Source organism: Flavobacterium urocaniciphilum, assembly GCF_900110615.1.
In the GTDB taxonomy this organism is placed as follows: domain Bacteria; phylum Bacteroidota; class Bacteroidia; order Flavobacteriales; family Flavobacteriaceae; genus Flavobacterium; species Flavobacterium urocaniciphilum.
In genome coordinates, this window is sequence record NZ_FOEI01000002.1 from 487,433 (window position 1) to 505,816 (window position 18,384).

Annotated in this window: 17 protein-coding genes; 15 read left to right on the plus strand and 2 right to left on the minus strand. The window is 30.9% G+C overall.

Translation table 11 applies throughout. The features are described from left to right. Positions 1-3: 3 nt before the first annotated feature. The 8 genes from BMY86_RS06355 (at position 4) to BMY86_RS06390 (ending at position 5,668) form a co-directional block, all read left to right on the plus strand. Positions 4-1,677 (plus strand): MBOAT family O-acyltransferase, encoded by a 1,674-nt coding sequence (locus tag BMY86_RS06355; RefSeq protein ID WP_245745609.1) that lies wholly within the window; start codon positions 4-6, stop codon positions 1,675-1,677. Between the two features lie 61 nt (positions 1,678-1,738). Next, the gene (locus BMY86_RS06360; RefSeq protein WP_091466619.1) at positions 1,739-1,942 is read left to right on the plus strand and encodes a hypothetical protein; all 204 of its coding nucleotides are present in this window, start codon (positions 1,739-1,741) and stop codon (positions 1,940-1,942) included. Beyond that, positions 1,935-2,237, plus strand: a complete 303-nt coding sequence (gene trxA, locus BMY86_RS06365; RefSeq protein ID WP_091466621.1) for a thioredoxin — start codon at positions 1,935-1,937, stop codon at positions 2,235-2,237. Before BMY86_RS06360 ends, trxA begins: the two co-directional genes overlap by 8 nt. Then, on the plus strand, positions 2,230-2,415 hold the full coding sequence (locus BMY86_RS06370) for a DUF6132 family protein (protein WP_091466624.1): 186 nt from the start codon (positions 2,230-2,232) through the stop codon (positions 2,413-2,415). The genes trxA and BMY86_RS06370 overlap by 8 nt, the downstream gene beginning before the upstream one ends. An 85-nt stretch (positions 2,416-2,500) precedes the next feature. Then, positions 2,501-2,965 carry a hypothetical protein gene (locus BMY86_RS06375; protein WP_091466626.1) on the plus strand — a complete coding sequence of 155 codons (465 nt, stop codon included), beginning with the start codon at positions 2,501-2,503 and terminating at the stop codon, positions 2,963-2,965. Between the two features lie 84 nt (positions 2,966-3,049). Beyond that, complete coding sequence (locus tag BMY86_RS06380; protein ID WP_091466629.1) at positions 3,050-3,238, plus strand: hypothetical protein; 189 nt, start codon at positions 3,050-3,052, stop codon at positions 3,236-3,238. A gap of 141 nt (positions 3,239-3,379) precedes the next feature. Continuing rightward, a complete protein-coding gene (ffh, locus tag BMY86_RS06385; RefSeq protein ID WP_091466631.1) occupies positions 3,380-4,717 on the plus strand; it encodes a signal recognition particle protein in 1,338 nt (445 codons plus the stop codon). Positions 4,718-4,792: 75 nt separating this feature from the next. Further along, a complete protein-coding gene (locus BMY86_RS06390; protein WP_091466632.1) occupies positions 4,793-5,668 on the plus strand; it encodes a bifunctional 5,10-methylenetetrahydrofolate dehydrogenase/5,10-methenyltetrahydrofolate cyclohydrolase in 876 nt (291 codons plus the stop codon). Positions 5,669-5,733: 65 nt separating this feature from the next. On the opposite strand, the gene BMY86_RS06395 is transcribed toward BMY86_RS06390, so the two are convergent. Then, the gene (locus tag BMY86_RS06395) at positions 5,734-6,366 is read right to left on the minus strand and encodes a hypothetical protein (protein WP_143065614.1); all 633 of its coding nucleotides are present in this window, start codon (positions 6,364-6,366) and stop codon (positions 5,734-5,736) included. Positions 6,367-6,589: 223 nt separating this feature from the next. Continuing rightward, a complete protein-coding gene (locus BMY86_RS06400) occupies positions 6,590-6,793 on the minus strand; it encodes a hypothetical protein (protein WP_091466635.1) in 204 nt (67 codons plus the stop codon). A 216-nt stretch (positions 6,794-7,009) separates the two neighbouring features. On the opposite strand from BMY86_RS06400, the gene BMY86_RS06405 reads away from it, so the two are divergent. From BMY86_RS06405 to BMY86_RS06435, 7 genes are all read left to right on the plus strand, one after another. After that, entirely contained in the window at positions 7,010-8,977 is a 1,968-nt protein-coding gene (locus tag BMY86_RS06405) for a peptidylprolyl isomerase (protein ID WP_091466637.1), read from the plus strand. A gap of 1 nt (position 8,978) precedes the next feature. After that, positions 8,979-9,827 carry a peptidylprolyl isomerase gene (locus BMY86_RS06410; protein ID WP_091466638.1) on the plus strand — a complete coding sequence of 283 codons (849 nt, stop codon included), beginning with the start codon at positions 8,979-8,981 and terminating at the stop codon, positions 9,825-9,827. Then, positions 9,787-11,169, plus strand: a complete 1,383-nt coding sequence (locus BMY86_RS06415) for a peptidylprolyl isomerase (RefSeq protein WP_245745610.1) — start codon at positions 9,787-9,789, stop codon at positions 11,167-11,169. Before BMY86_RS06410 ends, BMY86_RS06415 begins: the two co-directional genes overlap by 41 nt. A gap of 47 nt (positions 11,170-11,216) precedes the next feature. Then, positions 11,217-12,170: an AAA family ATPase gene (locus BMY86_RS06420; protein WP_091466641.1), complete on the plus strand. Its 954-nt coding sequence runs from the start codon at positions 11,217-11,219 to the stop codon at positions 12,168-12,170. 43 nt (positions 12,171-12,213) lie between these two features. After that, the gene (locus BMY86_RS06425; protein WP_091466643.1) at positions 12,214-12,900 is read left to right on the plus strand and encodes a carboxylesterase family protein; all 687 of its coding nucleotides are present in this window, start codon (positions 12,214-12,216) and stop codon (positions 12,898-12,900) included. A 304-nt stretch (positions 12,901-13,204) separates the two neighbouring features. Then, the gene (locus BMY86_RS06430) at positions 13,205-15,976 is read left to right on the plus strand and encodes a bifunctional aconitate hydratase 2/2-methylisocitrate dehydratase (RefSeq protein ID WP_091466881.1); all 2,772 of its coding nucleotides are present in this window, start codon (positions 13,205-13,207) and stop codon (positions 15,974-15,976) included. A gap of 129 nt (positions 15,977-16,105) precedes the next feature. Beyond that, positions 16,106-18,370, plus strand: a complete 2,265-nt coding sequence (locus tag BMY86_RS06435; protein ID WP_091466644.1) for an aconitate hydratase — start codon at positions 16,106-16,108, stop codon at positions 18,368-18,370. Positions 18,371-18,384: the final 14 nt, after the last annotated feature.

Here is an 18,384-nt window from a genome sequence, read left to right on the forward strand (position 1 = left end):
GTAGTGTTGCAAGATTGGTTCAGTAAAAATATTGGAGTAATTACTCCTGAAATTATAAAAAGTTGGTTTGTATACGATAAAGACGCGCCTTTATTGTTCAATACGGGCTTGTTTTTAGGTTTGTTCTTGGTTTTCTATTTTTGGTATATTTTACTTAGAAAAGCAAATACATTGAGAATGGTATATGTAATTCTATTCTCTTTATTTTTCTATTATAAATCAAGTGGTATTTACTTTTTATTATTATTAGGATCTGCCGTTGTCGATTATAATTTAGGTAATTTAGTGCATCGAACATCGAGCATAATTAATAAAAGATTGTGTCTTACTTTTAGTATTATCTTAAATTTAGGATTTTTAGGATATTTCAAATACAGTAACTTTATTGTAGATATTACCAATAATCTTACGGGTGGAAAAATGGCATTTTTTGATGTGATTTTACCGGTTGGAATTTCATTTTATACCTTTCAATCGATTAGTTATATAATAGAGATTTATCGTAAAGAAATTGAACCAACGAAACGATTTGTAGATTACTTATTTTTCGTATCGTTTTTCCCTCAATTAGTAGCCGGACCAATTGTACGTGCAAAAGATTTCTTACCGCAAATTTATCAGAAATTAAATGTCACTCAGGACGATATCAATAGAGCTTTTCTTTTGATAATTGGTGGTTTAATTAAAAAAACAATCATCTCAGATTATATTTCCATTAACTTCGTAGATCGTGTTTTCGATTTGCCAAATGCTTATACGCCTTTTGAAAATTTAATGGCTTCTTACGGATACACCATTCAAATTTATTGTGATTTCTCTGGATATTCTGATATGGCAATTGGTGTTGCTTTGTTATTAGGATTTAAATTACCTACGAACTTCTTAACACCATATAAATCGGCATCTATTACGGAGTTTTGGCGTCGTTGGCACATTTCGTTATCCACTTGGTTAAAAGACTTCTTGTATATTTCTGTAGGTGGAAATCGTCATGGAACTTTTGCTGGATTCTTATTTCCGGGATTGTTTTTTGTTGGATTAATTATTTGGGGAATTTCATTCTCTGCAACGAGTAATATTCCTTTAATTATAGCGGTTTCATCGGCAATTTTATTTGCTTTAACCTTCTTGCTTTCTAAAGATAGAGAAAGAACAATGTATACCAATGTGAACTTAATGACTACCATGTTGTTAGGTGGGTTATGGCATGGAGCAAGTTTGCGTTTCATCATTTGGGGAGCTTTACATGGATTAGCATTAGCTGTTCACAAAATATTTTTAGAACATTATCCACCTGTGAAAAGAAAGATTACTTTTTTTACGCCTTTTTTAAAGACTTTTTCAATTGTTGTTACGTTTCATTTTGTAGCTTTTTGTTGGATATTCTTCAGAGCAAAAGATTTTCCTACAGCTTTACAGGTTATAGAAAATATCGGAAAAGTTACTTTCGACTTTAACCAATGGTTAATTATCGCACAAGGATATAAAAATGTATTTATCTTAATGTTTTTAGGATATTTCTGGCATTATATTCCTCAGAAAGTAATTGTGGCCATACAAAATGTTTTCATTTCAATGCCGTTAATTACTAAAGCTATTGTGTTAGGATTGATTTTTTGGTTGGTATTTGCAACAGCTTCTGCAGGTCCGCAACCATTTATATACTTCCAGTTTTAGTTTGTAATTTTTGTTACACTGATTTTTAAGTAAGTTTAGTACATTTACTGAAATAATTTTTATGAAGAAAATGTTATTTAGTAATTGGCATTTTATGCGTTATTTCAGAATTGCAATTGCTTTGTTTTGCTTTTATACTGCTTACGAACAAAGTCAATGGTATTTTGCAGCTTTTGGAGTTTTCTTTTTGTTTCAAGCAATTTTTAATCTAGGATGCGGAAATAACAATTGTAATTTACCAAGTAATAAAGATAAAAATGAGTAAGTTTCAAGAATTAATTAATGGAGAAAAACCGGTTTTAATCGACTTTTTTGCAACTTGGTGTGGTCCTTGTCAGGTATTAGCGCCCATATTAGTTGAAGCAAAAGAATCACTTGGAGATACTGTTGCAATTATAAAAGTTGATGTGGATAAAAATCAGGAAGTAGCGGCACAATTTCAAGTACGTGGTGTTCCAACAATGATTTTATTTCAGAATGGAAAAATGTTATGGAGACAATCTGGAGTTGTTTCTAGTAATGAATTAGTGAGTATTATTAAACAGAAAGTTAATGTTTAAAAAATATAAACTCACTTTAATTGGTGTAATTATTGGTGGCGTTTTAGGATATTTATACTATTTATTCATAGGATGTGCATCTGGAACTTGTAAAATTACTTCAAACCCTTTAAATAGTTCTTTGTATTTTGCCTTAATGGGAGGTTTGTTGTTTAGTTTTTTTGAAAAGAAATCGTAACATATTGTAACTAGTTTAATTTAAATGTTTTAGATAATAAAACGCATTGATTTTCGTTAACTTTGTTATACTAAACTCAAAAATTATGAATAAATTAAAATTAATTTCAGCTTTTATAGCAATTTTTATGCTATTTATTCCAACAGCTTGTAGTGATGATGATGATACTCAAAGTACATCAGTTGATCCTACACCTGTAATCAATACAATAAATAATGGTACTTGGAGGATTACCCTTTATAACGATTCAGGAACCGTAGAAACTACAAATTTTACTGGATATAATTTTACATTTGGACCAAGTAGTGTATTAACAGCGATAAATGGTTCTACAACAGTAACAGGTACATGGTCTGTAACCTCAGATAATAGTGGAGATGACAGTCCAAGTAATGATTTAGATTTTAATATTGCTTTTGCAACGCCAGCTAATTTTGCTGAGCTTACAGATGATTGGAATATTATCTCATACACATCTACAAAAATTGAATTAATTCACGTAAGTGGAGGTGGAGGTGGAACAGATTATTTAACTTTTGAAAAAAATTAAGATAATTTTATCATTTTGAAATTCAAAAATTTATATATTTGAAATTCAATAACAAAAAAGAAGTTTAATTTTAAAATACATATCATGAAAAAAGTATTGTCAATTGTTGCTTTAATGGCATTTATGGTTTCTTCAGCTGCTGTAGTTGATTTCAAAGAAAAAGAAAAAGAAAAGAAAAAAGCTACTACAGAAAAAAAATCTTGTTGTTCAGATAAAAAAGCATCTGCAACTGCTACTGCAACAACTAAAAAATCTTGTTGTTCAAAAAAATAATAAGTGCATTTTAGATAAAAAATTAACCGTTTATGAAAATAAGCGGTTTTTTTATTTCTATAAATAGAAGTTTATAAAACCGCACTTTGTTACTTGCCAACTTTACCTTATATTTGCACCTCATTAAAAAGTTGAATTATTATGTTTGATAATCTTACCGATAAGTTAGATAAAGCATTTCATATATTAAAAGGACACGGTAAAATTACCGATGTAAATGTAGCGGATACCTTAAAAGAAGTTCGTCGTGCATTATTAGATGCCGATGTTAACTTTAAAATAGCTAAAGATTTTACTACTCGTGTAAAAGAAAAAGCGATTGGTGAAAATGTATTAACTACTTTACAACCAGGACAATTAATGGTTAAGATCGTTAAAGACGAATTAACTGAATTAATGGGTGGTGATGTAGCGGGTGTAAATTTATCTGGAAATCCTTCTGTAATTTTAATGTCAGGTTTACAAGGATCGGGTAAAACAACTTTCTCTGGTAAATTAGCCAACTTTTTAAAAACTAAGAAACAAAAGAATCCTTTACTTGTAGCGTGTGATATTTACCGTCCAGCGGCGATTAATCAGTTGCATGTTGTTGGAGATCAAATTGGTGTTGAAGTATATTCAGAACCAGAAAATAAAAATGCTGTTTCAATTGCAGAAAACGCTATTAAGCATGCAAAAGCAAATGGATTCAATGTGGTTATCATCGATACGGCTGGTCGTTTAGCTGTTGATGAAGAAATGATGAACGAAATTGCTAATGTTCATCAAGCGGTAAAGCCTCAAGAAACATTGTTTGTGGTTGATGCAATGACAGGGCAAGATGCTGTTAATACTGCAAAAGCATTCAACGATAGATTAGATTTTGATGGAGTTATTTTAACGAAATTAGATGGTGATACTCGTGGTGGAGCTGCAATTTCAATTAAATCTGTTGTAAACAAACCAATTAAATTTATTGGTACAGGTGAGAAGATGGACGCTATTGATGTGTTCTATCCAGATCGTATGGCGGATAGAATTCTTGGAATGGGAGACGTTGTGTCTTTAGTTGAAAGAGCTCAAGAGCAATATGATGAAGAAGAAGCAAGAAAATTACAAAAGAAAATTGCTAAAAATGAATTCGGTTTCGACGATTTCTTAACTCAAATTCAACAAATTAAGAAAATGGGTAGCATGAAAGATTTAGTTGGAATGATACCTGGTGCTGGAAAAGCATTAAAAGATGTTGAAATACAAGATGATGCTTTCAAACATATTGAAGCAATTATCCAATCGATGACTCCAAAAGAAAGATCAAAACCTTCTATAATTGATATGAAAAGAAAAACGCGTATCGCAAAAGGTGCGGGTAGAAAAATAGAAGAAGTAAACCAATTGATGAAGCAATTTGATCAAATGAGCAAAATGATGAAAATGATGCAAGGTGGTGGCGGAAAGAACCTTATGAAAATGATGGGTGGAATGAAAGGCATGAACTAATATATAAAGGCGCAATTTACTTGCGTCTTTTTTTATGAAATTTATAATAAAACAACACAACAAATAAAAAACAGAATGGAATTATTAGACGGTAAGAAAGTATCTGAAGACATTAAAAATGAAATTGCTGCTGAAGTAGCAAAAATGAAAGAAAATGGAGAAAAAGTTCCTCATTTAGCAGCAATTATTGTAGGTAGTGATGGAGCAAGTTTAACGTATGTTGGAAGTAAAGTAAAAGCTTGTGAAAGAGTTGGTTTTGAATCGACTTTAATTAAAATGCCAAGCACAACTTCAGAAAAAGAATTACTTAAAAAAATTGAAGAGTTAAATCAGGACGATAATATTGATGGTTTTATTGTTCAATTACCATTGCCTCCACAAATTGATACTCAAAAAATATTAATGGCTATTGATCCTTCAAAAGATGTTGATGGGTTTCATCCGGAAAATTTCGGAAAAATGGCTTTAGATATGAGTACATTTATTCCTGCAACTCCATTTGGAATATTAGAATTATTAGAAAGATATAACGTTCAAACGCAAGGTAAACATACTGTTGTAATTGGTAGAAGTCATATTGTTGGTAGACCAATGAGTATTTTAATGGGAAGAAAAGGGTTTCCTGGAAATTCAACTGTAACGGTTACCCATACCCATACAAAAAACATCAATCAAATTACATCTCAAGCAGATATTATTATTTCAGCATTAGGCGTGCCTAATTATTTAAAAGCGGAAATGATTAAAGATGATGCGGTAATTATTGATGTTGGTATTACTCGTGTTGTTGATGAAACTACAGAAAAAGGATATAAAATTGTAGGAGATGTTGATTTTGAAAATGTTTCCAAAAAGGCATCGTATATTACTCCAGTTCCAGGAGGTGTAGGTCCGATGACTATTGCAATGTTGCTTAAAAATACATTAATCGCAAGAGAAAATAGAAAATAAGAATTTTAATTTATTTAGGTAAAGTTAATTTTAATAAAAAAGCTCGATTTTATATCGGGCTTTTTTTATACAGTATGTTTTGTGTTTTCTGCTTCTTTTAAAATTAAAAACTTATAAAAAGTAAAGTGAGATAATCCATAAAAGAAAATAACCATCTGATAAATTGCTTCACTTTTAATGTAAAATTTATTGATGAAAAATGCACCTATTTGTATAATAAAGAAAATGGAACTGATTAATAACCAATAGCCTTTTAAATCGAAATTTTTGTTATAGTGAATTATCGCAATTCCTCCCATAAACGAAGTAATTAAGGCGTTTAATAGCCAGATTAACAATGAGTCACCTAATGAATACATTACTAATTCTATGATGTATAAATATAGAATAAAAAAAGGTAAACTAGCTAAAATTATAGCTTTTCTGTTTGATTTGTTAATTAAAGGGAGCAAAAGGATTAAAAGACAAATTTTAAAACCAATTGAAGCAAAACTGCCGTATAAAAACAAATCTTGATTACTTGTTGCAAATAGTATGGATGCGGTTTGATAAAGTAGTAATCCAAATAAATAAATAAAATTGGTTTTTCCAGTAAGTAAATATAAGAGGATTAAAATTGGGATTCTGCAAAACCAAAATATTGTTTCAATTGATTTGTATTCTAAAATTGAAGAAAGGCTATATAGTACTAAATTCACAAAATAAATTGCAGTTAGTAAAAAGATTATATTCTTATATTTTGATACGTCTATATTAATCAAAAGTTTTAAAATGTTGGTTTTGACAAAAAAGGGATAAGTTTTGTTTGAAATATAAAGATAGTTTTAAAATCCCATATGTCAAAATTTTGAGAGAATAGATAAAAAATAAAACACCCTTAAATTGTAATAATTTAAGGGTGTTTATAGTTTTTAAATGTTATTATTTTAAAAAAGACATTTTCTTTTTATTTATGATAAAATAAGCAAAAGCAATTCCTACTACTGCTAACCAAATAATTTGAGTATTAATTGGAGCTGCTGGTGGATCTGGATCAGCAGGTGGATCAACAGGTTGAGCTGTTGCTAAAAAACTCATTAATGTTATAAAAACAGTTGAGTATAGTTTTAGTAAATTTAATTTCATTATATTTTAGGTTTGGGGTTTTTATTGAATGCGAACAAATTTATAAAAAAAATCGATAAAAAAAACTCTAAATTAAAATTCTGATAAATTATTAGAAGAATATCCTTTTAATTAGCTATTAAATTTCTAAATTTTTAGTTAATATATCATCAATTAGTTGTTTAATTGTAATCATTTCATATTTTTGCTTGTTGCAAATAAAACCATAACAAAACAATGAAAATTCAAAACATTTTTATACTATTATTTTTATCATTTTTCGCAAATTCATTTGCTCAAAAAGAGAAAGAGGTTCTTTTTACAATCGATAATAATTCTTACTATACCGATGAATTCAAAAGAATTTATTTAAAAAATTTAGATTTAGTAAAAGACGATTCTCAAAAAGATTTAAATCAATATTTAGATTTGTTCATTGGATATAAATTAAAAGTTAGCAAAGCTTATAAATTGGGTTTGCAAAACGGTGTTAAGTATCAAAATGAATTGAGTTCTTACAGAAATCAATTGTCAAAATCTTACTTAAATGATTCAAAAGTTACGAATCAATTAATTGAAGAAGCTTATAATAGAGGTTTGAAAGAAGTTAAAGCTTCTCATATATTAATTTCAGTAGATGAAAATGTTAAAGGTGCAGATACTTTAGCATTTTATAATAAAGCTTTAGAATTAAAAAAGAGAATTGAAAAAGGTGAAAGTTTTGAAACGGTTGCAGTAGCTAATTCTCAAGATCCTTCAGTGGCTGATAACAAAGGAAATTTAGGCTATTTTTCAGCTTTTAGAATGGTATATCCATTTGAATCTGCGGCATACAAAACGAAAGTAGGTCAAATTTCAAATCCTGTTAGAACACGATTTGGTTATCATATTATTAAGGTTACCGATATTAGAGATAATCAAGGTGAAGTTTCTGTAGCTCATATCATGATTTTAAAACCTACTGAAAATTCAGAAGAAGCTAAAAATAAAGCTAAACAAACAATTGAAGATATTTATAAAAAATTAACGCAAGGGGAAAGTTTTGAAGCTTTAGCAGCACAGTTCTCTGAAGATAAATCAACTTCTCAACGTGGTGGTCAAATGCAACGTTTTGGTACAGGGCAATTAAGTTCTGAAGCTTTTGAAAATGTTGCTTTTTCACTTAAAAATAAAGGAGATTATTCTAAACCTTTTGATTCAGGTTTTGGATGGCATATTGTAAAACTAATTGAAAAACATCCAGTAAAAACATTTGATGATTCTAAAGCAGAATTAGAATCAAAAATTAAAAGAGACGAGCGTTCAATTATCATAACAAATACACTGGCAACAAAATTAAAGTCGAAATACTCTTTTGAAAGAAATGAAGCCCAATTTAAAAATGTAGAAAAAGTTGTAAATGATAATATTTATAGTCAAACTTGGGAAGTGCCAACTAAAAATGAAACACTTTCAGGAGAAATTGCTACTGTAGATAAAAACAAAAAGTTAAGTACAACTACTTTCTTAAATTATATTCAATCGCAACAAAAAAACAAACTTACAACTAAGCCAGTAAAGAAATTAGTTTCTGAATTATATGATTCATGGAAGTCGGAACAATTAATCGCTTATTATAATGAAAATTTAGAAAATGAGTTTCCAGATTTCAAAAATATAATGAATGAGTATAGAGACGGTTTATTGTTGTTTGATTTAATGGAAAAAGAAATCTGGACAAAATCTAAAAATGACACTATCGGATTAGAAAATTTTTACAATGCTAATAAAGAAAAATATACTTGGAAAGAACGATATGATGTTGATATTTTGTCATCAACAGACGAAAAAGTAATTGAAAAAGCTAAGAAATTATTAAAGTCTGGAAAATCAATTGAAGAAATCAAAGCTAAATTAAATCAAGATAATAAAGTTGCCATCATGGTAAAATCTGGATTGTATGAAAGTGATTATGAAACATTGAAAAAAATGCCAGTAATTAATAAAGGAATCAACAATTCTTTTAAAGATGGAAATTATTTCTTTTTAGTAAATGTAAAATCAATTAAAGCTGCTGGAATTAAATCGTTTGATGAATGTAAAAGCCGTGTAATTAATGATTATCAGCAACATCTTGAGGCAACTTGGGTAGATGATTTGAAAAAAGAATTTACTGTAAAAATCAATCAGGATGTGTTTGAGAAAACAAAACAACAATTAAAATAATATGAAGTTAATCTGGAGTTTTATTGGTTTGTTTTTTTTGGTTTCTTGTAATAATGAAGCTAAAAAAGATAAGTCTGAAGCTGTAGCCAGAGTTAATAATGAATATTTGTACCAATCGGATTTAGAAAATTTAGTTCCACAAGGTACATCGAAACAAGATAGTATTGCTATTGTAAAAGATTTTATTAAACGTTGGGCTACGCAACAATTATTGATGGATAATGCAACTAAAAACATCAATAAAAGTAAACAAATGGAGCTCGATAAATTAATAAATCAATACAAAATTGATTTGTATTCAAAAGCTTACTTGGAAGATTTAGTGGTAACAAAAATAGATACCGTTATTACTGATCAGGAAATTGAAAATTATTATAATAAGTACAAAAATAATTTTAAAGCCAATAGTCCTTTAGTAAAATTGAGATATATTAATTTAGTTAAAGGAAATAATAAGTTGCAAACGATTAGAGCAAAGTTTTCCAATTTTTCAAAAAAGGATAAGAAAGATTTACAAAACTTAGCTATTCAGTTTAAAAGTTATGCTTTTAATGATAGTATTTGGGTTGATATAGAGCAAGTATACGAACGTTTGCCTTTTGTGAATCAAGATAATGTAATTAAGTATATAAGTGCCGGAATGTCGTATCAATATCCAGATTCAACATCAATTTGGCTAGTAAAAGTAAAAGATGTAGTACCAAAAAATAGTGTAGTGCCTCTGCAATATATCAAACCAACAATTAAACAAGTTATTTTAAATAACAGAAAAACAGATTTAATAAATAAAATTCAAACAGAAATAACAAATGACGCCATTAAAGACAATGATTTCGAAATTTTTAAATAAAACAAACCTTTTAATATTAGCCTTTTTGCTTTTTTCAGTAGCAAACTTTGCTCAAAAGAAACAAAAAGTGGATGGTGTTGCTGCAGTCGTTGGCGATTTTATCGTATTAGATTCTGATATTGATTTGATGTATTTAGAATTAAAAACGCAAGGTGTAGATGTAAGCAAAATTACACGTTGCGAATTACTTGGAAAACAATTAGAAGATAAGTTATACGCTCATCAGGCTATTCAAGATAGTATTAAAGTTACTGACGATGAAGTTCAGGAATTTATGAAAAATCAAATGAGTACGTTTGTAGAACAATTAGGTTCTCCAGAAAAAGTATATGCTTATTTTAAGAAAAAAGATGAACAAGATTTTAATAGTTATTTTTCTGAAATTGTAAGACAAAATAAATTAACGTCTCAAATGCAAAGAAAAATTGTAGGAGATGTAACTGTAACACCAGAGGAAGTTAAACAATTTTTCAATGGAATTCCTAAAGATGAAATTCCTACTATTGGTGCAGAAGTAGAAATCTCTCAAATTGTTATAAAGCCTGAAGTAACTAAAGAAGATAAACAAAAAGTTATCGATAAATTAAATGAAATTAGAAACGATGTATTGAATAATGGTGCGAGTTTTTACAGTAAAGCAGTAATTTACACAGAAGACGAATCATCTATTTCAAGTGGTGGTTTTTATAAAATGAATAAGAAAACACAATTTGTTAAAGAATTTAAAGATGTTGCTTTTCGTTTAAATGAAGGTGAAATTTCTGAACCTTTTGAAACAGAATTTGGTTATCATATTATTTTAGTTGAAAAAATCGTTGGTCAAGATATTGAATTACGCCATATTGTTATGAGTCCAAAAGTGACTACTAAAGCAACAAACGAAGCTTTAGCTAAAATTGAAGACATTAAAGCTAAAATTGAAAGAGGAGATATTACATTTGAAGAAGCTGCTAAAGCTTCATCAGACGATAAGGAAACAAAAACAAATGGTGGTTTATTATTAAATCCAAGAACTTCTGAGCCTCGTTTCGAAATTTCAAAATTAGATCCAGCTTTATACAATCAAGTTAATAATTTAAAACAAGGTGATGTGTCTAAAGTATTTTTAGATCAAGATAGAATTGGAGCGAAATTCTTCAAAATCATCAAAATCAACAAGAAAACAGAAGAACACAAAGCAGATTATGCGACTGATTATCTTAAAATAAAAGAATTAGCACTTTCAGATAAACAATACAAAGAAAATGCTAAATGGATGGAAGAAAACATCGAAAAAAATTACGTGAAAATCAATAACGATTATAAAGATTGTGAGTTTTCAAGTAATTGGTTAAAAAAATAATTTGCCTAAAGAATATATTTCTTAATTCTAACTTCTAAATAATAGAAATGTCAGACGTAATAGCAATTGAAAAATTAGTACAAAAACAAAAGCAATTAAAACAAGAAATTGCAAAAGTTATTGTAGGTCAAGATGAAGTAGTTAATCAAATTGTATTGAGTATTTTTTCGGGCGGACATGCACTTTTAGTAGGTGTTCCTGGATTGGCTAAAACATTAATGGTAAATACGATTTCTCAAGCTTTAGGATTGCATTTTAAACGTATTCAATTTACGCCAGATTTAATGCCTTCTGATATTTTAGGAAGTGAGATTTTAGATGAAACGCGTAATTTTAAATTCATCAAAGGGCCAATTTTTTCGAATATTATTTTGGCGGATGAGATTAATAGAACGCCACCTAAAACACAAGCTGCTTTATTAGAAGCTATGCAAGAAAAATCGGTGACTGTAGCCGGACATAGTTTTAAATTAGATTTACCGTTTTTTGTATTAGCAACACAAAACCCAATTGAACAAGAAGGAACGTATCCGTTACCAGAAGCGCAATTAGACCGTTTTATGTTTGCTATCAATTTAGATTATCCAACTTTTGAAGAAGAAGTTCAGGTTGTTAAGGCTACAACTTCTGATGTAAAAGTAGATGTAAATCCTTTGTTTACAGCAGAAGAAATCATCGAATATCAAAACTTAATAAGAAAAATACCAGTTACCGATAATGTAATTGAATATGCAGTTGGATTGGTTTCTAAAACCAGACCTAATAATCCAATGTCAACAGATTTTGTTAAAAATTATTTAGATTGGGGTGCTGGTCCTCGTGCTTCTCAAAGTTTAATTTTAGCTGCAAAAACTCATGCAGCAATAAATGGAAAATTTTCTCCAGATATTGAAGATGTTCAAGCTGTTGCATTCGGAATTTTAAGACATAGAATAGTTAAGAATTATAAAGCTGATGCTGAAGGAATTTCAGAAGAAGATATCATCAGAAAATTATTTTAAAAATATAAAGTGCTTTAGGGCACTTTTTTTATCAACTATAAAAATGAAAAAATTAATAGTATTATTTCTTGTTTTTGCCTTTTCTTTTCAACAAAATCCTGAAGAAAAATTACAAGCAATTACTGGCAAAACTACCTATCCGTTTTGGTTGCAAATTCCAAAAATGGAAAAACCAGATGAGAAACCTCCGGTTTTAATTTTCTTACACGGGAAAAGTCTTTCTGGTACCGATTTAAATAAAGTAAAACGTTATGGTGTGTTACGCGCTATGGAAAAAGGTAGAAAGATTAATGCCGTTGTAATTGCTCCGCAAATCGCTTCAGGTAATTGGAATCCCGATAAAGTTTTAGAAGTACTTGATTATGTTCAAAAAAATTATCAAACCGATTTAAAACGTGTCTATGTTTGTGGGATGAGTTTAGGCGGTTACGGAACCATGCATTTTGTAGGCAAATATCCTGATAGAGTTGCTGCTGCAGTAGCAATCTGTGGTGGAGGAAATGTTTCTGATGGTTGTAATTTAGCTAAAGTCCCTATGTGGATTCAACATGGCGATAAAGATTTTATCGTTAAAATGTCGGAATCTCAAAAAGTATATGATGCAATAAAAAAATGCAATCCAAATGCAGATGCAACTTTAACAATTATTAAAGGTGGTAATCACGGAAGTGTAGAAAATTTATTTCATCAAAATGCAATGTATGATTGGATGTTTAAATACGTGAAGTAATTTAACTGTAAAAACCTCAATATAAAGTAAAGCGTATTTTGTCAAATTGATAAAATACGCTTTTGTTTTTTTGCAAATTCGTAGTTTAAATTATTAAAATTAAGAATTCCTAAAAAAATAGTTGTTTTTTGTGATATTGTTGAATTAAATTCAGCAAATTAGATTAATTACAAATAATATTTTTGATAATATCGTTTTTTATTAAAAATTTTTTAATTTGAAAAGAAATATATAAATTTGTACCACTTTAATAAAAGAACACAATTAAATTAACCAATTTTATATAATAAATTTCAATATGGAAATGAATATTTATAAAGAGTATATCAAAGAAATTGAAGAGCGTAAAGGTCAAGGATTACATCCAAAACCAATCGATGGTGCCGAATTATTAAGCGAAATTATTGCTCAAATTAAAGATGTAAATAATGCAGATAGAGAAGATTCTCTTCAGTTTTTTATTTACAATACGTTGCCTGGAACTACTCCTGCTGCAAGTGTAAAAGCAAAATTCTTAAAAGAAATTATTTTAGGAGAAGCTGAAGTAAAAGAAATTACTCCAACTTTTGCTTTTGAATTATTATCTCATATGAAAGGTGGACCTTCAATTGAGGTTTTATTAGATTTAGCTTTAGGAAGTGATGCAGTTATTGCAAAAGATACTGCAAATGTTTTAAAAACTCAAGTTTACTTATACGATGCAGATATGGATCGTTTAAAAGTAGCTTATGAAGCTGGAAATGAAGTAGCTAGAGAAATTTTAGAGAGTTATGCAAAAGCAGAATTCTTTACTAAACTACCAGAAATTGCTGAAGAAATTAAAGTAGTTACGTTCATCGCTGGTGAAGGAGATATTTCTACAGATTTACTTTCTCCAGGAAACCAAGCGCACTCTCGTTCGGATCGTGAATTACACGGAAAGTGTATGATTACGCCTCAAGCACAAGAAGAAATCAAAGCTTTACAAGCACAACATCCTGATAAATCGGTGATGTTAATTGCTGAAAAAGGTACAATGGGTGTAGGTTCTTCTCGTATGTCAGGAGTAAATAACGTTGCACTTTGGACAGGTAAACAAGCAAGTCCTTATGTTCCTTTTGTAAATTTCGCGCCAATTGTTGGTGGTACAAACGGAATTTCTCCAATTTTCTTAACTACTGTTGATGTAACAGGTGGTATCGGTTTAGATTTGAAAAACTGGGTGAAAAAAACGGATGCAAATGGAGAAGTAGTTCGTGATGAAAATGGTGATCCAATTTTAGAACAAGCTTATTCTGTTGCTACAGGAACTGTTTTAACAATCAATACAAAAACAAAAAAATTATATAACGGAGATCAAGAATTAATTGATATTTCTAAAGCGTTTACGCCACAAAAATTAGAGTTTATCAAAGCAGGTGGTTCTTATGCAATCGTATTTGGTAAAAAACTTCAAACGTTTGCTGCTAAAACTTTAGGAATTGATGCTCCTTTAGTTTACGCTCCTTCTAAAGAAGTTTCAATTGAAGGTCAAGGTTTAACTGCGGTTGAAAAAATCTTCAATAGAAACTCTGTAGGAACTATTTCTAAAAATGCTTTACATGCAGGTTCAGATGTTCGTGTAACCGTTAATATTGTTGGTTCTCAAGATACTACAGGATTAATGACTGCTCAAGAATTAGAATCAATGGCAGCAACTGTTATTTCTCCAATTGTAGATGGGGCTTATCAATCAGGTTGTCATACTGCTTCTGTTTGGGATAAAAAAGCACAAACAAATATTCCTAAATTAATGAAATTTATGAACGATTTCGGATTAATCACTGCGCGTGACCCGAAAGGTGTTTATCATTCGATGACAGACGTAATTCATAAAGTTTTAAATGATATTACAGTTGATGAGTGGGCTATCATTATTGGTGGTGATTCACATACTCGTATGTCTAAAGGTGTAGCATTCGGTGCCGATTCTGGTACTGTAGCTTTAGCGTTAGCAACAGGTGAAGCTTCTATGCCAATTCCAGAATCTGTAAAAGTTACTTTCAAAGGAACTATGGGAAGTCATATGGATTTCCGTGACGTGGTTCATGCTACACAAGCTCAAATGTTACATCAGTTTGGTGGTGAAAATGTTTTCCAAGGAAGAGTAATTGAAGTTCATATCGGTACTTTAACGGCAGATCAAGCATTTACATTTACAGATTGGACAGCTGAAATGAAAGCTAAAGCGTCTATTTGTATTTCTGAAGATGAAACGTTAATCGAATCATTAGAAATTGCTAAAGGAAGAATCCAAATCATGATTGATAAAGGAATGGATAATGAAAAGCAAGTTCTTCAAGGTTTAATTGATAAAGCAAATAAGAGAATTGCTGAAATTAGATCAGGTGAAAAACCAGCTTTACGTCCGGATTCAAATGCTAAATATTATGCTGAAGTTGTGGTTGATTTAGATTTAATTGCTGAACCAATGATTGCTGACCCAGATGTAAATAATAAAGACGTTTCTAAACGTTATACTCACGATACAATCAGACCATTATCATACTATGGTGGTGATAAAAAAGTAGATTTAGGTTTCATCGGATCTTGTATGGTTCACAAAGGTGATATGAAAATCTTAGCACAAATGCTTAAGAATGTAGAAGCTCAAAAAGGTGAAGTTAAATTTAATGCGCCTTTAGTTGTTGCTCCTCCAACGTATAACATTGTAGATGAATTAAAAGCAGAAGGAGATTGGGAAGTATTACAAAAATATTCTGGATTCGAATTCGACGATAATGCTCCAAAAGCTGCAGCTCGTACAGAATATGAAAACATGTTATACTTAGAACGTCCTGGTTGTAACTTATGTATGGGTAACCAAGAAAAAGCTTCTAAAGGAGATACTGTAATGGCTACTTCTACACGTTTATTCCAAGGAAGAGTTGTTGAAGATACAGATACTAAAAAAGGAGAATCGTTACTTTCTTCTACTCCAGTTGTAGTATTGTCTACAATCTTAGGAAGAACGCCAACAATTGAAGAATATAAAGCAGCTGTTGAAGGAATTAACTTAACGAAGTTTGCACCTTCTCACAAGCTATTAGCTAACTAATCAGATAGTTAATAAAGAATATTTTAAAAGCCCGAGTTGATAAACTCGGGCTTTTTCTTTTATCACAACTATAATTTTCGTAATTTGGTAGGTCTAAAAATTAAATAACACAACAAAAAAATAAAACATATGGCATTTGATATTGAAATGATTGAAAAAGTGTACGCAACTATTGCTTCTCGTGTAGATAAAGCTCGTGAATTAGTTGGTCGTCCGCTTTCCTTAACAGAGAAAATTTTATATTCTCATTTATGGGACGGAACTCCAAATGGAGTGTACAAAAGAGGTGTTGATTATGTTGATTTTGCTCCAGATCGAGTAGCTTGTCAAGACGCAACAGCACAAATGGCATTATTGCAATTTATGCATGCAGGTAAAAAAACAGTGGCCGTTCCTACAACAGTTCATTGTGATCATTTAATTCAAGCCAAAGAAGGAGCAGCTCAAGATTTGGCTTTCGCAAATAAACAATCTAAAGAAGTTTTCGATTTCCTTTCTTCTGTTTCTAATAAATACGGAATTGGGTTCTGGAAACCTGGATCAGGAATTATTCATCAAATTGTGTTGGAAAATTATGCTTTTCCTGGTGGAATGATGATTGGTACCGATTCGCACACAGTAAATGCAGGCGGTTTAGGTATGTTAGCCATTGGAGTTGGAGGTGCCGATGCCGTTGATGTTATGTCGGGAATGTCGTGGGAATTGAAATTTCCAAAATTAATCGGTGTCAAATTAACAGGAAAATTAAATGGTTGGACATCTCCAAAAGACGTTATTTTAAAAGTGGCCGATATTCTAACAGTTAAAGGTGGAACAGGTGCGATTTTGGAATATTTCGGAGAAGGCGCTACTTCCATGTCATGTACTGGAAAAGGAACTATTTGTAATATGGGTGCAGAAATTGGTGCTACCACTTCAACTTTTGGATACGATGATTCGATGAGAAGATATTTAGCAGCAACCGGTAGACAAGATGTAGTGAATGCAGCAGATAAAGTGGCTGGATATTTAACGGCAGATGCGGAAGTATACGCAAGTCCTGAAAATTATTTCGATCAATTAATTGAAATTAACTTATCCGAATTAGAACCTCATATTAATGGTCCCTTTACACCAGACAGAGGAACACCAGTTTCTAAAATGAAAGCGGAAGCCGCTGAAAACGGATGGCCAATTAAAGTAGAATGGGGATTAATTGGTTCGTGTACGAATTCTTCTTATGAAGATATGTCGAGAGCGGCATCCATTGTCGAACAAGCGGTTGCGCACGGAATTTCACCTAAAGCTGAATTCGGAATCAATCCAGGTTCGGAACAAATTCGTTATACAATTGAAAGAGATGGTATTATTGCCACTTTCGAAAAAATGGGAACGAAAGTCTTTACCAATGCTTGCGGACCATGTATTGGGCAATGGGATAGAGCTGGAGCCGACAAACAAGAGAAAAATACCATTATTCACTCTTTTAACCGAAATTTTTCGAAAAGAGCAGATGGGAATCCAAATACACATGCTTTTGTAACTTCTCCAGAAATGGTTGCAGCTATTGCCATTTCAGGTCGTTTAGATTTCAATCCGTTAACCGATACTTTATTGAGTGATAGCGGTCAGGAAATTAAATTGAATCCTCCAAAAGGTGATGAACTTCCAACAAAAGGTTTCGATGTGGAAGATGCAGGTTTTCAAGCGCCAGCAGCCGATGGATCTTCGGTTGAGGTAATTGTTTCGCCCACTTCAGATAGGTTACAATTATTAGCGCCATTTGAGCCTTGGGATGAAAAAAATATTATTGGAGCGAAGTTGTTGATTAAAGCATTTGGAAAATGTACGACAGATCATATTTCTATGGCCGGACCTTGGTTGCGTTTCCGAGGACATTTAGATAATATTTCGAATAATATGCTAATTGGAGCCGAAAATGCTTTCAATGGTAAAACCAATTCGGTTAAAAATCAATTAACTGGTGAATATGGAGAAGTTCCGGCAGTTCAAAGAGCATACAAAGCTGCAGGAGTTCCTTCTATTGTTGTAGGTGATCATAATTATGGAGAAGGTTCTTCTCGCGAACATGCTGCGATGGAACCACGTTTCTTAGGTGTAAAAGCAGTTTTAGTAAAATCATTTGCACGTATTCATGAAACAAATTTAAAAAAACAAGGTATGTTAGGGTTGACCTTTGCTAACGAAGCCGATTACGATAAAATTCAAGAAGATGATACTATCAATTTCTTAGATTTAACGGAATTCGCACCAGGAAAACCTTTGAGTATTGAGTTTGTTCATAAAGACGGTTCTAAAGATATCATTTTGGCAAATCATACGTATAATGAAAGTCAGATTGGATGGTTTGTAGCAGGTTCAGCGTTGAATTTAATTGCGGCTGGGAAAGCATAATCAGAATGTAAAAT